The organism is Candidatus Thermoplasmatota archaeon, assembly GCA_018814355.1.
Classification (GTDB): domain Archaea; phylum Thermoplasmatota; class Thermoplasmata; order UBA10834; family UBA10834; genus COMBO-56-21.
Genome location: JAHIZT010000117.1, coordinates 1 through 14,426 on the forward strand (window position 1 = coordinate 1; position 14,426 = coordinate 14,426).

At 55.2% G+C, this 14,426-nt stretch carries 13 protein-coding genes; 3 read left to right on the forward strand and 10 right to left on the reverse strand.

What is annotated here, in order from left to right:
* Positions 1 to 122: 122 nt before the first annotated feature.
* Together KJ653_08610 and KJ653_08615 are read left to right on the forward strand one after the other, a co-directional pair.
* The gene (locus tag KJ653_08610) at positions 123 to 860 is read left to right on the forward strand and encodes an HAD-IA family hydrolase (GenBank protein ID MBU0685888.1); all 738 of its coding nucleotides are present in this window, start codon (positions 123 to 125) and stop codon (positions 858 to 860) included.
* A gap of 39 nt (positions 861 to 899) precedes the next feature.
* Positions 900 to 1,616 carry a class I SAM-dependent methyltransferase gene (locus KJ653_08615; GenBank protein ID MBU0685889.1) on the forward strand — a complete coding sequence of 239 codons (717 nt, stop codon included), beginning with the start codon at positions 900 to 902 and terminating at the stop codon, positions 1,614 to 1,616.
* Here the strand turns inward: KJ653_08615 and KJ653_08620 are convergent.
* Both KJ653_08620 and KJ653_08625 read right to left on the reverse strand, forming a co-directional pair.
* The gene (locus KJ653_08620; protein ID MBU0685890.1) at positions 1,613 to 2,386 is read right to left on the reverse strand and encodes a DUF92 domain-containing protein; all 774 of its coding nucleotides are present in this window, start codon (positions 2,384 to 2,386) and stop codon (positions 1,613 to 1,615) included. The two genes, KJ653_08615 and KJ653_08620, sit on opposite strands and share 4 nt — an antisense overlap.
* A gap of 8 nt (positions 2,387 to 2,394) precedes the next feature.
* The gene (locus KJ653_08625) at positions 2,395 to 7,464 is read right to left on the reverse strand and encodes a VCBS repeat-containing protein (GenBank protein MBU0685891.1); all 5,070 of its coding nucleotides are present in this window, start codon (positions 7,462 to 7,464) and stop codon (positions 2,395 to 2,397) included.
* 139 nt (positions 7,465 to 7,603) lie between these two features.
* On the opposite strand from KJ653_08625, the gene KJ653_08630 reads away from it, so the two are divergent.
* Positions 7,604 to 8,782 carry a site-2 protease family protein gene (locus tag KJ653_08630; GenBank protein ID MBU0685892.1) on the forward strand — a complete coding sequence of 393 codons (1,179 nt, stop codon included), beginning with the start codon at positions 7,604 to 7,606 and terminating at the stop codon, positions 8,780 to 8,782.
* A gap of 4 nt (positions 8,783 to 8,786) precedes the next feature.
* Here KJ653_08630 and KJ653_08635 read toward each other — a convergent pair whose 3' ends face one another.
* The 8 genes from KJ653_08635 to pyrB all read right to left on the reverse strand — a co-directional run.
* The gene (locus KJ653_08635) at positions 8,787 to 9,881 is read right to left on the reverse strand and encodes an ABC transporter permease (protein MBU0685893.1); all 1,095 of its coding nucleotides are present in this window, start codon (positions 9,879 to 9,881) and stop codon (positions 8,787 to 8,789) included.
* A 6-nt stretch (positions 9,882 to 9,887) separates the two neighbouring features.
* Positions 9,888 to 10,814, reverse strand: a complete 927-nt coding sequence (locus KJ653_08640; GenBank protein MBU0685894.1) for an ABC transporter ATP-binding protein — start codon at positions 10,812 to 10,814, stop codon at positions 9,888 to 9,890.
* A gap of 94 nt (positions 10,815 to 10,908) precedes the next feature.
* Positions 10,909 to 11,184, reverse strand: a complete 276-nt coding sequence (locus tag KJ653_08645; GenBank protein ID MBU0685895.1) for a hypothetical protein — start codon at positions 11,182 to 11,184, stop codon at positions 10,909 to 10,911.
* Entirely contained in the window at positions 11,181 to 11,729 is a 549-nt protein-coding gene (fliE, locus tag KJ653_08650) for a flagellar hook-basal body complex protein FliE (protein MBU0685896.1), read from the reverse strand. The genes KJ653_08645 and fliE overlap by 4 nt, the downstream gene beginning before the upstream one ends.
* A gap of 49 nt (positions 11,730 to 11,778) precedes the next feature.
* Positions 11,779 to 12,978 carry a hypothetical protein gene (locus KJ653_08655; GenBank protein ID MBU0685897.1) on the reverse strand — a complete coding sequence of 400 codons (1,200 nt, stop codon included), beginning with the start codon at positions 12,976 to 12,978 and terminating at the stop codon, positions 11,779 to 11,781.
* 1 nt (position 12,979) lies between these two features.
* Positions 12,980 to 13,315, reverse strand: coding sequence for a hypothetical protein (locus tag KJ653_08660; GenBank protein MBU0685898.1), 336 nt, complete (start codon positions 13,313 to 13,315; stop codon positions 12,980 to 12,982).
* Positions 13,316 to 13,337: 22 nt separating this feature from the next.
* Positions 13,338 to 13,793, reverse strand: coding sequence for an aspartate carbamoyltransferase regulatory subunit (locus KJ653_08665; protein MBU0685899.1), 456 nt, complete (start codon positions 13,791 to 13,793; stop codon positions 13,338 to 13,340).
* A partial coding sequence (gene pyrB / locus KJ653_08670; GenBank protein ID MBU0685900.1) for an aspartate carbamoyltransferase occupies positions 13,790 to 14,426 on the reverse strand: 637 nt, incomplete at its 5' end. The genes KJ653_08665 and pyrB, both read right to left, overlap by 4 nt.

Here is a 14,426-nt window from a genome sequence, read left to right on the forward strand (position 1 = left end):
TCGGAGCCGAATGGAACGAGACAGATGGGTAAATTGGCCTAAGCAGGTCACACCATCCGGAAATTGACAGAACCATGAGAGAGTTTGAATATCATCCTGCGCCTAACCAGTGAGCGCATATCATGAGGAAGGTAGCTGCCGTCACATTCGACCTCTGGGATACGTTGATCCAGGAGCGGCCAGGTGGTACCGAGAAGGTCGCTAGGCTCAGGATCAACGGCATAGCATCAATTCTGGGCGGCAGGGGGATAGTGCATGATGTCGACGAGCTCGAGTCAGCGTACAGCGAGACGGGAGAGTTCCTCGCGATGACCTGGAACAAGAAGAGGGACATGCCCGTCAAGGACCAGGTGTTGTTCATGCTCAGCTCGGTCGATGACAAACTCGCGAGCAAGCTGGTCAACAAGGAGCTCGAGGACATCGAGAGGATCTACGCCGAGAGCATCCTGGATAACCCGCCCATGTTGTTGCCCGGCGCGAGTGATGCATTGAGATCGGTCAAGGAAGAAGGGTACAGGATCGGCCTGATATCTAACACTGGCCGAACGCCAGGCTCCGTCCTAAGGATCATGATGGGCAGGATGGACATACTCGAATACTTCGAAACCACCACATTCTCCAACGAGACTCTCGTTAGGAAGCCGTCCGAGGGGATGTTCAGAGTCACTCTCGACAAGCTCAAGGTGATCCCAAAGGCCGCCGTCCACATAGGGGACGATGCGGACAGCGACATCGCAGGGGCAAAGAAGGTCGGCATGCATGCGATCCATCTGGTCGCGGTCGGCAAGTCCCCGTCGAAGATCGCGGATGGGCACGTCAAGTCCCTCGACCAGGTCATCGACCGAATCGAACGACTCTGAGCAATCTTTTTCAGCCGGCAATGTGATTCTTTAGACCATATGAGCTCCAAGGACCTATTTGGCCAGGCATTCATTGACTGCTACGAGGGCAGGAAGTGCGCGCTGAAACTTGAGCGAGACGATGGGTACGTTGACTCGCAGAACATTGGCCTCTACTTCCAAGACTTCAAGGAATTCCCGGCAGTTGAGAGGAAGGCTCTTGCACACGTTCGTGGGAGAGTCCTAGACATCGGAGTGGGAGCAGGTAGGGTTGCTCTCTACCTCCAGAGCCGAGGCCTTGAGGTAGTCGGAATAGACATCTCAGACAATGCAATCGATATCAGCAGACGGAGAGGGGTGCGCAAACTGGTCAAGATGTCGGCATGCGATCTTAAGTTCAGGAAGAACAGCTTCGACACCGCGCTGGCGTTCTGCAACAATTTCGGACTATGTGGAAGCATGGAAGGCGTACGGGGTATGCTCGAAAGACTCCACGGGATAATCAGGGAGGACGGGATCTTCTTGGCGGAATCAATACATCCGACAAGAACGAAGAATCGAGCACATCTCAAATATCACAATATGAACAGCGCGCGCGGACAACCGCCTGGCCAGGCCACACTGAGAGAGATCTACAGAAGGCAGAAAGGAGACTGGTGGGACCTGCTGATGGTCCGACCCGGCGAGATGCGCGAGCTGTGCGCGGACTCCGGCTGGACGATCGAGAAGACCTACAGAGGCGTTCCATCCTACGTTTACGTACTAAGGAAGGACTAGGCCATAGCGAACGCAAATGCAATCAGCGCGCCAAGAGATATTGAAGTGAAGTTGTTGCCCAACTTGCCTATCTTGCCCTTTGTTTCGAGCGTCGCGCCTATGACACTGTCTATCTGGCACCCCAGGAACCCGCATAGCATCGGGACGAACAGGGTCGAGGGACCGGCCAGAAGTGAATCATTCAAGAACGCGAACACGACATACGCAACGACAGACGTGTAGGCAGCTGCTATGAACGCTGCGAGCTGGCCGGTCAAGGACACGCCCCCGTCAACCCCTCTCTTAGTGCGCTCGAAAGTGGTGATCAGGTACACCCTTGGGTCAACGATCCCGATCTCGCTCGCGGCAGTATCGGATGCCGCGACCGCGATGGCCGAGACGAACATGAAGCTCGCAACATCCTTGGGGAACATTCCTCCACCTGGCTCTAATGCCTCCGAAACGAAGCTCAAGATGGCGATCAATGCCGGTATGGCGCCGTTGGCGAACACATTCCTCCAGGTGCGTTCGCCCTTTCTTCCCTCCTGGAAGCCTTGAGACTTCTTCCATTCGAACCGGTACTTGGTGGCGCCGAAGCTCGTGATCAAGAACACTAGTAAGAGTATGAGCCAGAGAACATTCCCACATATTCCAATAACCATACCAACGACGAACGCAGACAGAGAGCCTGATAGGTCGAAGATCTTCCTCTGGTAGGACGCCGCGGCCATTGCCGCGCAAAAGATGGTCACACCCACGGTCGTGAGCATATCTGGGAACGGGAGGGGCAAGGTATCACCTAGGTGTTCTCTTTTGCGAGGGTGGGGAGCATGGGTGCCTTCGAGTAGATCTTCTTGACGATATCGCTTATGCCCCTCATCTTCTCGAGATCTCCATCCCAATCCTTGAGATGGGGTCCGAACTTGCGCTCGATCTCCGCCACGGCCCGCTGCATCTTCTGTGCTACCTTCTTGGACGCGTGGCCGTGTAGGATGACTGCGAGAAACAGGTGATCGCCCTTCTCGATCACGACGCTCTTCTCGCCGAACTCGAGTTTTCTGAGAGTGAAGGAGGTGATGTCCTTGAACGACTCCTTCACGAAGTCCTGGATGGCAACAAGCATTCCGCTCATGACCTCATCGTCCATGCCAGGCTTCAAACGCCTGGTGCTATGAGCGATCATTCGGCCATCATTGTATATGACGAAGGTCTCGTCCACGGCGATGGTCGATTCCCGCATGAAGTACCCCATCGTGCTTACCGCGGCAAGCAGAGACGCGAGCAAGAGGTACGGCCACGCGCGATAGATGAAGTTCAATTCGACATCCAGACTGTAGAGCGAGGTCACAATCGAGTTGCCGGCCATGTCGCTGACATTGGCATATAGGGAGATCGTCCCCTCCCTAAACGGGATATCGAGCAACCGGTAGAAATCCCCAGTCACAGCCTTTGATACTGTGAATGTGGAGTATGCGTTTTCACCCTGGAACTTCACGTACAGGATTATGCCGTTCGCAACAACATTCCGGTCGACCACCCTTACGGTGATGTTCACCTTGTCTCCGCCGAAGGCGGTCGTCTTCTTCGAGGATAGAAACACAAGTGGCATCTCGCTGTCTATCGTTATCGTCAGGTTGGACTTGGTCGCTACATTCCCGTTGACGTCCCAAGCGGCGATACTGATCCCGTAGGGGCCGTCCGGCCAAGTGCTTGTATCAAGCGTGTACATAGAAGAGAAGAGCTTGTACCCCTCACCGTTGACATCGTAGGAGACCGGAAGCAGCGCCGATGATCCGGGCTCGATCATGAATAGGATTGGCGTTCCAGGTTTCACAACGGACCCTACCTGAGGCTCCACGAGACTGATCTTTGGAGGCGTTACATAGATGATTGATTGCATGACAAAAGCGGCGTTGTCGTCGTCCTCGACGGCGAAGCTGACAAGGTAGTCCTTGCCCTCTGCGAAAGTGTGAGTGACGCTCGCACTGGGGAATCCAGTAATCCGCTCACTTTCCCCATCACCGAAGTCCCACAAGCCATAGATAAGGTCCGGATATCCCTGAACGAATTCAGATGGATCGAAAGTAATGATGTTGCTATTCGGAGCGCTCCTGAGCACATTGATGCCGCCGCTGAAGAAGCCTCCTCCGTAGGGCTTGTTCCTCACCTCGACATAGATCATCGAAACAGTGGAAGAGAGGTTCGAGTCCGTCACCCTCACCTTGGCAGTGTAGTTGCCCACCTCGACATAGGTGTAGCTGGTCGTATTCAACAAAGTGGTCTGGTCCGGGATGAACTCCGCCCCATGAGAATCGAAATCCCACTCATAGGTTACGATGGGGTCGAACGACGTGACATCGGCGTAGAATGATGCGGGAAGGAACTCTTCAAGGTGGTCGCTAAACCATATCGCGGGTACGGTGCCCATTTGGACGAATGGCGAAATCTCCTGGACATGGAATTGCACGCTCTTGACGCTGACATTGCCATCATCTTCGAGCACGGTCAGGGTCATTGTATAGTCTCCGTCGGCGAGATCACCGAAGACCCAATCAGCCATCTGGTTGCCATCGAGGTTGAACAGCTCTGAATGACCGTCTGGATACTGGAGCACCCAGGACCAATTGATGATTCCATCAAACGACGATGACGTGCTCAAGAAGCTGAGTGGTTGACCTTCCTGCGGATCAAGTGTCGAGAGGGCGAAGTTCGCCACCGGACCAGAGTCGTAGATTCGCAAGTTCCAGGTGGTCATGTTCACCTCTCCGTCTGAGTCCGTGGCCCGGACAGCAACGGTGAATATCTGGGGATAGATGCTCGTTGAATAAACAAAGCTCGCGGTATCACCATTCGGTGCGTTCGGATCAGGCATGAAGAAACCCGGAGAGTATAGGAAGTCCCACTCGTACTTCACAATGGGATCTATGGGGCCGTTGTGCCACTGATCCACGAGCACTCTGAAGGCAACAACCTCGCTCTCGTTGGCATAGCTAGGGGCGTCTATCCGGAGCTCAGGCAACATTGAATCGACGACTATGGCGCGATTCAACCAACCGACCGTACCATCGGAGTCGGTAAGCTCCAGCTTGACATTGTGCGTTCCGTTCTGGAATTCAAGAGCCAGGATGCTCCCATTGCCTTCGACCACTCCATCGACTAACCATAAGGTCGATATCACAGGGTCGAACGATCGGCTCGTATCGATTAATGTCACGGTCTGTCCCTCATTGGGTTTCGTAGGAGACCATGTGAATCCCACATGCGGCACACTGTCCAGAACTTGGACATGGGCCGCATCATTGGACAGCAACCCGGTTGGGTCCATTACCTGCAATGACACATTGTACTCGGCAACCTCGGTGTAGACATGCTTGGGGCGCGATTCTTTGATCCACCCAGTGACATTCCCGTCCCCGAAATCCCACTTATAGAATGTGTATGGGATCTCTGATGTTCCGGTCTCGGCGGAGCCGTTGAACTGGAACACGTCGCCCTGTCTGGTTACGTAAGGCCCGCCGGCATGTGCGACCGGTGGGAAGTTAATCTGCTCCCAGATTGAAACCGAGTGAGAGCCGATGTCGTTCGTGAGGAGGTCCCCTCTGTGATCACCGGTCCCATCCCCTATTATCGCAAAGTTTGAACCCGCTCCGGTAACGAAGACCATCGAAGGAGAGGCTGGAAGAGTCGAGCCGTTCTGACGGTACAGGAATAGGAGATCCATAGGGCTAAAGATGGCAACCACATCCGCATGTCCATCATCCGTGGCGTCCATAACAGATATGAATTTAGGGACTTCCGGCAAATCGAGGGTACCGAATGGGTACGGAGATACGACGAAATCATTCTGATTGAATAGGTAGAGCTTGGGATCGGACATGCGCATTGCCACGATGTCTGTTTTGTGATCTCCAGTAACGTCGCCAGTCCATACCGTGGTGAAATCCGAACCCTGGTTATAGGACAAGTTCCTGGTGGCCGAGAGGGGTCCGAAGGGAACTGACGGAGACTGGAGGAGTATGTTTATCTTCCTGATAGATTTCGTATATGCGATATCGTCAAGGCCGTCGGAGTTGAGGTCTCCAACAGCTATCGACCATATCCCAGCTCCCAGCGTCGGAGCGTATTCGTACATCGCCCCGAACGCTTGCGATGATTCGTCGTTGAGGAAGAAGTCGAGCCTTCCGTCGTCGGTCGCGACGACGATATCCTGCAGACCATCGTCGTTGAAGTCCCCAACAGCTATGTCCGTGATGTTACCGGCTGCAAGCAGCTGCTTGGTTGCGTTGACAGTGGTGTGATTCTGCCAGTATGCAACAGTCATGACAGGAGAACCGGCTTTCGTGGTCACGACCTCTGAGCAGCTGTCGCCGTTGAAATCATAGACGACCATCTCGCCAGGGATGTATCCGAGTGCGTGTGTTCGTATACGATCCGTGAAGTTCAGAATGTAATCGAAGGTGCTATTTTGGACGTTCAATGTCACAAGGTCAAGGATGTCGTTCCCATCAACGTCGCCCGTGGCAATCATAGAAGGAGAAGCAAGCACGTTTGTCCATGCAGTGGCATTGCCGTTGCAGAACATCGGTTGTCCGGGGTAGCGGTTCGGATAGATCGCCAAGCTGGATCCTGACCAGTCGCTTCGTGCACTCGCAACTGCGATGTCGGGCAGAATGTCTCCGCTGAGTTCACCTATGACTGCTGTCCTTGGAATTGCGTTCGTGGGGAGCTTGAAGTCCGGGGAATCGGACCAAATGCTACCAACGCTTTTCTGCACGAATCCGAGAGTTACATTGTCGCGGCTCGACAAGACCAAAAGGTCGTCCCCTCCATTCCCGCTGAAGTTTCCAGCAACGATGTAGCTCGGGGAGATGTCCAGAGATCGATTCTCGTTCTCTGAATCTTGAAAACCACTGGTATCCTGGAAGAAGAATCGGACGGCAGATGGCCCTTCTGTTATGACTGCAATGTCCACCAAATTGTTTCCGTCGAGCATTCCCGAAGTGAGCCCCGTCGGGTATCCCGAGACATCCAGTGTCTGATAAGGGATGCTTGTGAGTCCGAACGGTCTCTTGAACAACATCACATTGGAGCTGTAGTAATTGGACACCGCAAGTTCCACAGTTGCGTCATGGTTCAAATCGCCCACGACAACTGTGTTTACGCCCAGTCCTGCAGAGAACATGGTATACAGGGAGAAGAACGGAGGAATTGCATACCCTTCATATATCTGCACGACCCCAGCCAACGAAAAGGGAGCCGTACCAGAACAGGCGATAGCGATGTCAGGATATCTGTCTCCCGTGAAATTCCCCGCAACGAGGGAGATAGCGTTCGCATAGGTGGCCGTATCTGGCCATTGCTCATATGAGGTCTCGGAAGTGACATTGTAGACAGCGAGCCTCGTACCTGAGAAGACAGTATCCCTTTCAAGTGCAGCTATCTGATGAGAACCGTCTGCGAATGCATCGAGAGTGATGATTCTGTAAGGACTATTCCGAGTCGAGATGTTGAGGGATGCGTAGGTGTCGTAACCACCATCTGCGTTTCGAAAGAACACAGAAATGGCCTTAGCATTGTACTGAGCGACGACCAAGTCTGTCCTCCCATCTCCATTCATATCCGCCAGTTTAGCATCTGACGAGCCGTCTTGCAGCATCAAAGCTCTCGAAATCAATGGATACTCCAAGACATTCCTGGAGGTATTCAATGTTCCTGGAAAGGCGATTGCGCTGACGTTCGGGAGGACCGCGGTGGTCGAATCCAGAAGCGCAGCGGCAGAGTCGAAAGGGGATGATGTGCTCCTTCCTCCGGCAGTTAGAATGGGCAATAGAAGTGATGTGGCAAAGAACACCACAAGAACGGCAGACATCAGGCGACGCATGCGAGGCCCATCCAGCGGACGGACAGTAGTCTTACTTTTATATGATGTTTTCGGAAAAAATCCTGGCACCATATCTACACACGTTCTGTCCAAGTGTTATATAGCCTCGTAAATCTAACATGTCCCGATGAGCGCCTCAATCAAGATAGGCAAGATACTCGGCATACCCATCAACCTGCACATCACATTCCTGTTGATCCTTCCCCTCTTCGCGTATCTGTTCTCAGATCCCTCGAGGCAGACAGAGATCCTTGGCATTGCCCTAAGTTTCAAGACCCTCGACGCTGCGACCTGGGTGAAATACGTGTTCGGATCTCTGGCGGCGGTGGTCTTCTTCATGACCATCCTGGTGCACGAGCTGGCACACTCGTATCTCGCGCTCAGGTACGGAGTCAAGATCAAGAGCATCACGCTGATGGTCTTCGGAGGCGTCTCGTCAATGGAGGAGATGCCAAGGCAGCCTGGCCAGGAATGGAGGATGGCCTTCGCCGGACCCTTGTCAAGCCTGGTGATCGGCGGGGCGTCCTACGGCGCGATGCTGGTTCTCGAGCTCGTCAAGCCAGGCGGGGTCATCATCGACGGAACGATTATTCTCCTAGGATTGATGGCACTGTACAACGTCCTTCTGGCCGGGTTCAACATGATCCCCGCGTTCCCAATGGACGGCGGGAGAGTGCTCCGTGCGTTCTTTGCGACGAGGATGACTTACATCGAAGCGACCAAAAAGGCAGCTCGCATAGGCAGGTACTTCGCCATCGCGATGGCCATCTTCGGGATCTTCTACAATTTCCTCTTCATACTGATAGCGCTGTTCGTCTACATCGGCGCAACAGAGGAAGAGCAGGCGACCACGGTCTCGGAGAGCCTGCACGGGCTGACGGTTCGGCAGGTCATGTCGGAGAACGTGGCCGTTGTGCACCCGGACACATCGGTGCAGCAGCTTCACGACCTCATGCTGTCCACAAGGTACATGGGGTTCCCCGTCGTGGAAGGCGGACTTGTCGGGATAGTGACGCTCTCTGACACACACAAAGTGCCGAGGGACAGGATCCAGTTCGCGAGGGTCAGGGACATCATGACCCGAAATGTGGTCACCGTCTCTCCTGAGATGGATGCCGCCAAGGCGCTTCACCTGACGTCCGAGAAGCGCATCAGCAGACTCATCGTCATGGACGGCCCTCGCATAGCTGGCATCGTCACTCAGAAGGACTTCCTCAGGGCGATCGATGTCATGTCGGCCAGGAAACAGGTCTCCCGGTGGGGCCAGCAGTTCCCGCCTGAGCAACCCCCGGTAGCCCCTGTGTGAGCGTTCAACCTGAGAGCTGCTTCCTCTTGAACAACACCATGCTCAGGGCGATCGCCGTCGCCGCCCAAGCAATCATCACTATGGCTGAGACCGTCGGGTCAGGGTAGAAGTTCGTGAAATGGAATGAGCCGGCCTCTATCGTCGTGTCGACAGGATACGGATCCTGCAAGATGAACCCTATCACTCCCGATGAGAACGTCAGGGACGCCTCGAACTTCACGCTCGCCATCATAAGAACTCCATCTATGATGTTGAATATCAAGAGCGGTAGCAGGAACGTTAGGACGATCGCGCCAGTCGCGCCCTTCATCAGCGAACTGATCAAATAGGCGACGGCTGTGAGCGCGAGCAGGTACTCCATGGCATACGCGAAGGACATCAGCAAGTGGTCATCAATACCCCGCGCCGCTATCAGTGAGAGAATACCGACTCCCGCATAGAACAGGCCGATGACAATCAGGCCCGCCGTAATGCTGGCCGCGAACTTCCCGAAGAAGAGCACATGTCGCTTCATCGGAATGGGGAATATCAGATACCCGGTTCTGTTCGAGAATTCGCCTACGAGCGCGTCCGCACCGAAGAACGTCGCACAGATGATTATCAGAATGCTCACGAAACCGACGAAGAAGGACTCGAAATCCTCCGGTGTGGTCCGCCAATCGAATGTCGCGGTCATCGCGGTGTTCGTCACGTCGTCCTTGAACAGCACCGCATATGTTCCAGCGGGAATAGACAGCAGATCCGCGAATTCGTCATCCAGCTTGACGAGTGTCCAGCTGCTCTCTGGGTACAAAGCCCCGTCAGCGTTGACGACCATGTTCTTTATGTCGACCCCTGTCCTGCCGATCAGAGCGGCAGAAGAGTAGGGGAATAGCGGATTCGAGGGACCCGGAATGGTTTTTGGCTCCAAGGCGATGTTCGTGTCAGTTCCACTGTAGGGGTTACCAAGTGCTGGCGGAAGCAAGAATATGAGCGCCAGGACCACGATCGCCAGGAGGACAGACACTACAATCCTCCAGGATCTCAGATATTTCAGTAGCTCGTATCTCCAGACAATCGGAACCTGTGCAGCGTCGGAAGGTGCTTTGAAATGGTCCATCTTTGCTCACCTCGACTCCTTGACAAGGTCCATGTACAACATCTCGAGAGGGAGACCGACGGGGCTGAACCCGGCGACCCTGACTCCCATGGATTGTATAGCCTGCAAGAGATCTGCGCGGGCATCTAGGGACCCTTCGTAGGTCACAAGGAACACGCCTCCATTGACTCTCTCGACGGCGCGGACGTTTGCAAGACCTCTGACCTTCTCCAGGAGGGTGTCTGATGCCGGACCTAGGATCACGACCTCCAGTTTGGTCACCTTTGAGAGCGTCTTGAGCTTGTCAATCGAATCGTAGACCAGGAGCTTCCCGCGGTCAATTAGCGCGGCCTTGTCACAGACCTCTTGGACCTCTCCCAGAAGGTGAGAGCTCATGAATATCGTGTAGTGCTGCCTCTTGAGCTCCTTTATGATCTCTCGGACCTCGACCATTCCCCTGGGATCGAGACCGCTCGTCGGCTCGTCGAGTATGAGTATCTCGGGCTCGTGCAGAAGCGCCTGCGCGATCGCCAGCCTCTGTTTCATGCCCTTCGAGAACTTGCCTATCCTGGTGGTCCGCCACTGTTCGAGCTTCACCTGCTGGATGACATCGGTCGATCTCGACTTGATATCCTTCGAGTGCATCCCCCGGATCCTCCCGAGGTAGGCTAGCGTCTCGTCCGGTGTCAGGTACGGATAGAACTCTGGCGTCTCGACGACAGCGCCTACATGGCTCAATGCTTGTTTCGGATGAGTTCGGATATCGGTGTCATGCAACAATGCGCGCCCGCTTGTAGCTGATATGAGATTCGTCAGTATCTTGATCGTCGTGGTCTTGCCCGCGCCGTTGGGACCTAGGAATCCGACGGTCTCGCCTTCGGCCACCTTGATGCTGAGGTCGTCCACGGCCTTAATCGGCCCGAAGCTTTTCGTGAGGTTCTGGATCTCAATCATGGCTTTCCCTTCGTGACGGTTCTGCATTCCATGCGAATGAACGACCTGTATTTAACTGAAACCGTGGAACGCCGTAAGAAGCTGCTCCCGAAACCTACATTCCTAGCGCGCTGTAGACCGCCTTTGCGTGCCTCTCCGCCTCTTCCCGGTTCTTGACTGGATGCATCAGGAGCCTGCCGCGAGGATAGACGGTTATCTCAACGCCCTTCCTGACCACGAGCATGACCTTCGGATTTGACAATATCTCGTACCCGACCTTCGCCAAGAGCCTCTCGCACTCGTCCAGATCCAAAGAGACCCTTCCCTTTGGAACGGCCTCGAACGCATCATACTTGCACGGCTTGACCGCGAGGAATTCCACAGGATTCACTTCTTGCCCAGGATCGTGTCCAGCAGAAGGTCGACATTCCGCTTGAGGTACTTCAGGGTCGACTCGTTGATGATCATGTAATCCGCAAGGGCGATGGCCTCTCCCAAGCCCCATTCGAGCTCCCGTTTGTCCCGCTGCTCGAACTCAGCTCGCGTGGCAGGGGAATCCTTCCTGCCCCTTGCGACCAACCTCTCGAGCCTGGTCTTGGAGGACGAATGGATGCCTATGACTTTCAAGTCGTCCCCGAAGGCATGCCTGAAAACCCTTATCTCGTCTGGACCCCGGGCGCCGTCGATGACAACTAGGTCCCCGCCGACATATGGGATGGTCCTCTTTGCCCAGATGTCCATGCCGTACCTCCTCCTCTCCTCGTTCGCAAGGGTTCCGACACTCGAGTCGGATGCATCAAGCCCGAATTCCTTCGCCTTCGCCCTTACTATGTCTCCCATCCGGACTACCTTGACGTCTCTGGCCCCGCAGCATTTCAGGAACTCTTCTTTGCCAGAGCCTGGCATCCCCGTGGTCACGAGTATCTTCATGATCAATCCAACGGACTAATGGTGGCTACTGCGAAAAACCTTTTGGCCGCGGCTCTCAGACGTCCAGCGCCTTTCCGATAGCGGATTCGCCAAACGATGCCAGCTCGTCTTTGTCAAAGCCGACTCTACTCCAATACCTAGGACAAAGGCCCAGGCCGAGGCAGTTCCGGTAAGCGCCCTCATCCTCAAAGGACGCCTCGAAGTTGGCGACCCTGTCAGTCCTCAGATCTTCAGGATCAGACAAGACCGAAGCGATAGTCTCTGGTGTCACTCTTGCGCCACTTGCTTTCATGTTCGAGAATACCGCGACCGGTTCAGCGCCGGCCTTGGCACACATCCTCAGAGCGAGTGTAGCATCCCGTGATCCCATCCCCGACGCGAAAGCCACTTCCAGCGCTGGAATGTCATAGTGGAGATAACCGGGGTCCTTGATCGCAAGCCTCATTTCCTTCGGGTCCTCCTCGGTTTTCAGGAATGTGCGGCACGGGAACGGACAACCATAGCACGCGACGTGCCGGTGGACCAGCTTCTTGAAGTCCTCTCGATCGGCAGCCTTGGAGTATGATGCGAGCCCGTGGTTGGGGCCCAATTTCAGGATGTGCTCCCTCATCAGAAGCACCGCGTCCTCGAAGTGCTTCTCCGGTTCTGCAAGCTCGACCTCGCCCATCCCTCGGATGGCAACTGCAAGCAGGTTCTTCTCTCCGAACACGCCGCCAAGCCCTGCCTTGTCCTCCCCGCCCCAGTAATCGATAACCAGTTGGGAACCTTCACGCTTGGAGTCGCCCCATGGGCCCGATGAGATCACCTGGATCTTGCTGTCACCCTGGTCGGCGCGTATCTTGTCGGTCCGGACCCACGAGTCCTTGCTCTTCAGATTCTCAGATTCTACGAACTCGATGATGCCATCCCTAGCCCACAGATACCCGGGTCTCTCAGAAACCCCCTTGACAACGATGAAGTCAAAACCAGACAGCTTCAGCTCGATCCCCGCGAAGCCGAGGATCGGCATGAACCGCGACCAACCGTCAGGGAAGCGCTTCGCGCGTATGAATCCGGCGCAAGCAGCAGGAACGAAGCTGGCGGTCAGCACGCCGGTTCCGAACACGAGAGAATCCTCCCCGTGGATCGATGCTAGCTTGTCGGCGATGACGAGGGCGGAGATGTCGTCGCCCGCCAGGTCCTCGGTCAGTTCGGCATCGCTTGCCTCGCCAGTGGCGAGATCGAACAAGCCGATTCTTCCGTTCCTCAGGTACATCTCAATCCTCCACCGTGATGCAGCCTGTCGGACAGACCTTCGCGCACTTTGCCTTGCCACCGCACAGGTCGCAAGCCTCTCTGAGCAGAACCGGTTTCGCACCCGGACCGCCAGAACCAGACGCCTGCTGCCCCGAAGTCAGTCCCTCTGGCCTCGCGAGAACCAGCCCCTCGGACCTGGTTTTCAGCACAAGCCCGAAGTAGTTTGCCTTATCGTCGATGTACAGGATGATGCTCGATGACATTGGAGTAAGCACTGAATCCCTGTTGAGGCTGCAGGAGGTCTCGCACAATCCGCAGCAGATGCACTTCAGCGGCTCGATCTTCAGCCTCAGCAAATCACCCTGCATACGAAGAAAGTTACTGTATGTTCTCCGCCACCTCTGTCGTGACCCTGTCGCAGTACACACACCTCAGCGTGATCGGCTTCTTGGACTCCACGACGAACTCTGGCTCGACGGGCTCGTCCTTGTTCGTGATGCAGCCAGGGTTGGAGCACCTCATGATGCCCTTGATCACGTTTGGCACCTCGACCACGAACTTCTCGGCCACATTGTAGTCGCGGATGATGTTGATCGTGGCGTTCGGAGAGATCAGGGCGATCTTGTCCAGCTCCTTGGGATCCAGTTCGCGATCCTCTATCTTGACGATGTCCTTCCAGCCGGCCTTCTTGCTAGGAACGTGCATCAGCACGCTCACAGTGGAGCTGACGTCGTCCTTGACACCGATGATCCTCAGCACCTTGAGCGCCATGCCCATGGATATGTGATCTATCACGGTCCCGTTCCTTATCGGCGTGACCTTGAACTCCTTCATCTCAATCCCCCCAGAGTGAGGCCGAGGAGCGCCATCCTGACCGGCACCCCGTTGAAAGCCTGGTCGAAGTACTTCGCGTGCGGGGTCGAGTCGACCTCCGATGCTATCTCTCCGACCCTCGGAAGCGGGTGCATTATGATCAGATCCCTCTTCACATCCTTCAGCATGTTCAGGTCTATCCTGAAAGTCCCCGCGACCTTCTGATATTCTGCTGGGTCCGGGAACCGCTCCTTCTGGATACGCGTGACGTACAGCACATCCGCATCCTTGATGACGGCCTCCAGCGAGCTGCTCATCTTCGGCTTGTGCCCCATCGATTCTATCTGCTTCAGGTGCTCCTTCTGTATCTGCAGCGTTGGAGGGGCGACGAACGTCAGCTCCGCGCCGAACATCGCGAGCGCCTCTGAGAGGGAGTGCACCGTCCTTCCGTACTTGAGGTCACCAACGATGACCACATTGTTCCCGTCGATCTTCTTCTTCTCCTTCCTTATTGTGAAGAGGTCAAGCATGGTCTGAGTAGGGTGTTGTCCGGCTCCGTCCCCAGCGTTGATGACTGGTCTTTCGGCGAAGTGGGCGGCCAGCCTAGCAGCTCCTTCCTGCGGGTGCCTCAGGACGATGACATCGCAGTAGGAA